We start from the raw sequence: 4,479 nt of genomic DNA, 5'->3' as shown, positions 1-4,479 counted from the left end.
GTTACGGGATCGGCGTCGGGCGTGGGGTGCGGCCGCGGATGCCGGTGAAGTGGACGGTGACCGCGCGGCGGGCGCGTTCGGCGTCGCGGGCGGCGACCGCGTCGTACACCTCGCGGTGTTGCGCGGCGACGTCCGAGGCGGATTCGCCGATCGGCGGCAGGTCGGCGGCGAGTCGGTCGTAGGCGTCCCAGAAGGCGGCGAGCAGGCGCAGCATCAGGTCGTTGCCGAGCGGCCGGTACAGCGTCTCGTGGAATTGGCGGTCCGTGAGCGGTGACACGGCGCCCGCCGCCGCCTCGGCCGCCATCCGTTCGGCGACGGCGCGCAGGTCCACGAGGTCGGCGTCGTCGGCGATCTCGACGACCTGTCCGATCAGGCCGGCCTCCAACGCCTCGCGCACCTCGATCAGTTCGGTGATGCTGCGGGTGCCGCCCGTCGGCGCGAGCTTGCCGTGGAAGGACAACTCGTCCACGAGCGCGACGAGTGACATCCGGCCGACGTAGGTCCCGAAGCCGTGGCGGATCTCGACGATGCCCACGGCTTGGAGTGCCTTGAGCGCCTCGCGTACGGAGTTGCGGCTGATCCCGAGGATTTCCATCAGCTCGGTTTCGGTGGGCATCGAGTCGCCCGCGCCCAGGCCGCGTTCCAGGATCAGTTCCTTGATCTGCTCCTGCACGCCGTTCTTGCGCCTGCTGCGCACCGTCATCGCGTCCCCCATCCGGCCGGGTGTCCCTCGTCGGGACGCACCGTACTCGTCGTGTTGTGGATGCCCGTCGCACAACGTAGTCGCCCGGCGGGTTCGACCTGCCCCCTTGACCGCGTCACGGATGGCCTCCTAAGGTCACCCGAGTCTAGACGTAGGACGTCCCTTGTTCCACATCCGATGTCTGATGTTCAGCGGTTGTTCCGCATTCGGCGTTGTTGTTCGATGACGTTCGATGCGATCGAGTTCCCCTCAATACCGGACAAAGACAGGAGACGTCGTGGTCGAGCCGCGTTCGTCCGCCCGAGCCCTGGGCCGTCGGCAGTTCCTCGGATTCACCGCCGCACTCGGCACGGCCGCCGCGCTCACCGGCACGCTCGCCGCGTGCGGTCCCGAGTCGACCAACTCCACCGACGGCGACAAGGGCGGTGGCAAGGGCAGCGGGAAGAAGACCATCGACGCCGGGCTCTCGTACACGCTGAGCACCGGTTTCGACCCGATGACCGCCTCCGGCGCGCTCCCGGTCGCGGCCAACCTGCACGTGTTCGAGGGCCTGGTCGACCTCGACCCGGTCACCCGCAGCCCCTACGCCGCTCTCGCCGCGACGATGCCCCAGCAGGTCGAACCGACCGTGTGGCGCGTCAAGGTACGCGAGGGCGCGACCTTCCACGACGGCTCGCCGGTCACCGCGGACGACGTCGTCTTCAGCTTCACCCGGATCCTGGACCCGGCGAACAACTCGCTGATCGCCCAGTTCCTGCCGTTCCTCAAGGACGTGCGGGCGGTCGACGCCGGCACCGTGGAGTTCCGGCTCGCGTTCGCCTTCGCGCTGTTCGCCGAGCGGATATCGGTGGTCAAGATCGTGCCCAGGGCCGCGGTCACCAAGGGGCAGCAGCAGTTCGACGCGCTGCCGGTGGGGTCGGGCCCGTACCGGATGGTCTCCGCGACCAAGGACGACCGGATCGTCTTCGCCGAGCACACCGCCTACAACGGCCCCAAGCCCGCGCGTGCCGCCGGGATGAACTGGCTGCTGCTCGCCGACTCCTCGGCCCGGGTGACCGCATTGGACTCCAACCGCGTCCAGGTGATCGAGGACGTCCCGTACATCAACTACGCCCAGGTCAAGAAGGCCCACAAGGCCGACTCGGTGCAGAGTTTCGGGCTGCTGTTCCTGATGTTCAACCTGCGCCGCAAGCCGTTCGACGACGTGCGCGTGCGGCAGGCGCTGCACTGGGGCCTGGACAAGGACAAGCTCATCGCCACCGGCCTGCTCGGCAACGCGACCCCCGCGAGCAGCTTCCTCCAGGAGACCCACCCCGACTATCGGCGCGCCGCCGACGTGTACGACTACGACCCTGCCAGGGCCAAGAGCCTGCTCGCCGAGGCGGGGGTGAGCGGGCTCGACGTCACGCTCGTCCTCACCGACACCGCGTGGGTCAAGGACGTCGCACCGCTGATCAAGGAGAGCTGGGACGGGATCGGCGTGCGCACCACGCTCGACATCGGCCAGTCCGGCGGCCAGTACAAGAACAAGATCGACAACGGCGAGTACCAGGTGATGGCCGCGCCGGGCGACCCGTCGGTGTTCGGCAACGACGTCGACCTGCTGATGCGCTGGTGGTACGTGGGGCTGTGGGCCGACAAGCGGCACATGTGGTCGCAGACCCCCGAGGGTCGCCAGGCCAAGGAACTGCTCGACGCCGCCGCCGCGGAGGCCGACACGGTCAAGCGCAAGCAGTTGTGGGGGCAGGCGATCGACCTGGCCGCCGCGCAGGTGCCGCTGTACCCCGTCTTCCACCGCAAGCTCGCCACCGCCTGGAACGACAAGGCGCTGACCGGCTTCCGGCCGTTGCCCACGACCGGGCTGTCCTTCCTGGACACCGCCCCCGCGTAGCACGCGACGCCCACCCGCACCCGCCCACGCGGGCGCACCCCCCTCTCCCGCCCATCGAGAGTCCATGATCACCATCCTGCGCATGGCCGGCAGACGGCTGCTCACCCTCCCGCCCCTTCTCCTGGGGATCACGTTGTTCGTCTTCGTGGTCCTGCGGTTCTCGCCTGCCGACCCGGCGTACAACGCGCTCGGCGAGGGCGCCTCCGACGCGGCCCGCGCCGCCTACGCGTCGCAGCACGGCCTCGACGACCCGATCGTGGTGCGCTACTTCGCCTTCCTGGGCGATCTGCTGCACGGCGACCTGGGGGTCACCTCGCCGCCGAGCAAGCCGGTCGCGGACGCGATCTTCACCGCGCTGCCGTTGACCCTGCAACTGACCTTCCTGGGCATGCTGTTCGCGTCGCTGGGCGCGCTGCTGCTCGGTGTGGTCGCGGCGCTGTTCCGGGACCGGTGGCCCGACCGGATCATCCGGGTGCTGTCGATGGCCGGCGTGGCCACCCCGTCGTTCTGGCTCGGCATCCTGCTCATCCAACAGTTCGCGCTGCGGCTGGGGTGGTTTCCCACCGGCGGGTACGTCAACCCGGCGGACGGGGTGGGGGCCTGGTTGCAGAGCCTGTTCCTGCCCGCCGTCGCCATCGCCGTCCCGGTCGGCGCGTCGCTCACCCGCATCGTGCGCACGTCGATGGTGGAGGAATTGGACCGCGACTACGTGCGCACCGCCGCCGGCAATGGCCTCCCGCCACTGCTGATCGTCGGCCGCAACGTACTGCGCAACGCGCTGGTCACCCCGCTCACCGTGCTCGGCCTGCGGGCCGGCTACGCCCTCGGCGGCGCCGTCGTGATCGAGACCATCTTCGGCCTCCCCGGCCTGGGGACGCTCATCCTCAACGGCGTCACCTCCGGCGACGTGGCCGTGGTCCAGGGCACCGTCCTGGTCATCGCCGTCGTCTTCGTGGCCGTCAACCTCGTCGTCGACCTCGCCTGCCTGTTCGCCAACCCCCGCACCAGGGAGGCCTGATGATGATGCGTCAAGAGCTGGTCGGCCGGCTCTCCCGCCCCGGCATCCGATGGCGCCGGCTGTCGGTGACCTCCCGGATCTGCCTGGGTGCGCTCGCGCTGCTGTGTCTGGCGGCGCTGCTCGGTCCGTGGATCGCGCCGCACGACCCGCTCGCCTCCGGCATCCCGGCCCAGGGGCCGTCCGGTGAGCACTGGTTCGGTACCGACCGGGCCGGGCGGGACGTGTTCTCCCGGCTCCTGGTCGGGGCCAGGTGGTCGCTCGCGATCGGGCTGGGCGCCACCGCCATCGCGCTCGTGCTCGGCGGCCTGCTTGGCGCGTTGGCCGCGACCTCGCGGCGGCTGGTCGACGAGGGCGTCATGCGGGTGCTGGACGTCGTGATGGCGTTCCCCAACGTGGCGCTGGCGGCCGTGTTCGTGGCGGTCTTCGGCAGTTCGCTCACGGTGCTCGTGTTCTCGATCGCGTTTTTGTACACGCCGTCGCTGGCGCGGGTGGTGCGGGCCAACGTGCTCGCGCAGTACGGCGAGGACTACGTGGCCGCCGAGCGGGTGATCGGGGCGCGCCGGCCGCACATCCTGATCCGGCACGTCGCGGTCAACTGCGCGGCCCCGATCCTGGTGTTCGCCACCGTGCTGGTCGCCGACGCGATCGTCTTCGAGGCGAGCCTGTCCTTCATCGGCGCCGGCGTGCCCGACCCCGACCCCTCGTGGGGATCGGTGATCGCCTACGGCCGCACCCTGGTGCTGACCGGCGGCTGGTGGGCCACCTTCTTCCCCGGCCTGATGATCCTGCTGACCGTGCTCGCGCTCAACGTGCTCGCCGAAGGCATCTCCGACGCATGGGCCGCCCCCGGCGGCCACGTCGGCAAGG

General features: G+C 70.3%; 4 protein-coding genes. 3 read left to right on the top strand and 1 reads right to left on the bottom strand.

Annotated elements, in window-relative coordinates:
* Position 1 precedes the first annotated feature (1 nt).
* Entirely contained in the window at positions 2–715 is a 714-nt protein-coding gene (locus GT354_RS42750; RefSeq protein WP_237536015.1) for an FCD domain-containing protein, read from the bottom strand.
* Positions 716–980: 265 nt separating this feature from the next.
* Between GT354_RS42750 and GT354_RS42745 the strand changes: the two genes are divergently transcribed.
* From GT354_RS42745 to GT354_RS42735, 3 genes are all read left to right on the top strand, one after another.
* Complete coding sequence (locus GT354_RS42745) at positions 981–2,594, top strand: ABC transporter substrate-binding protein (protein ID WP_346012435.1); 1,614 nt, start codon at positions 981–983, stop codon at positions 2,592–2,594.
* Between the two features lie 64 nt (positions 2,595–2,658).
* Complete coding sequence (locus GT354_RS42740) at positions 2,659–3,612, top strand: ABC transporter permease (RefSeq protein ID WP_161362270.1); 954 nt, start codon at positions 2,659–2,661, stop codon at positions 3,610–3,612.
* A partial coding sequence (locus tag GT354_RS42735; protein ID WP_161362267.1) for an ABC transporter permease occupies positions 3,612–4,479 on the top strand: 868 nt, incomplete at its 3' end. The genes GT354_RS42740 and GT354_RS42735, both read left to right, overlap by 1 nt.

This window comes from Streptomyces sp. SID3343, from assembly GCF_009865215.1.
In the GTDB taxonomy this organism is placed as follows: domain Bacteria; phylum Actinomycetota; class Actinomycetes; order Streptomycetales; family Streptomycetaceae; genus Embleya.
Note: the sequence above shows the minus strand (reverse complement) of the source record. Positions and strands in the feature narration are given on the sequence as shown.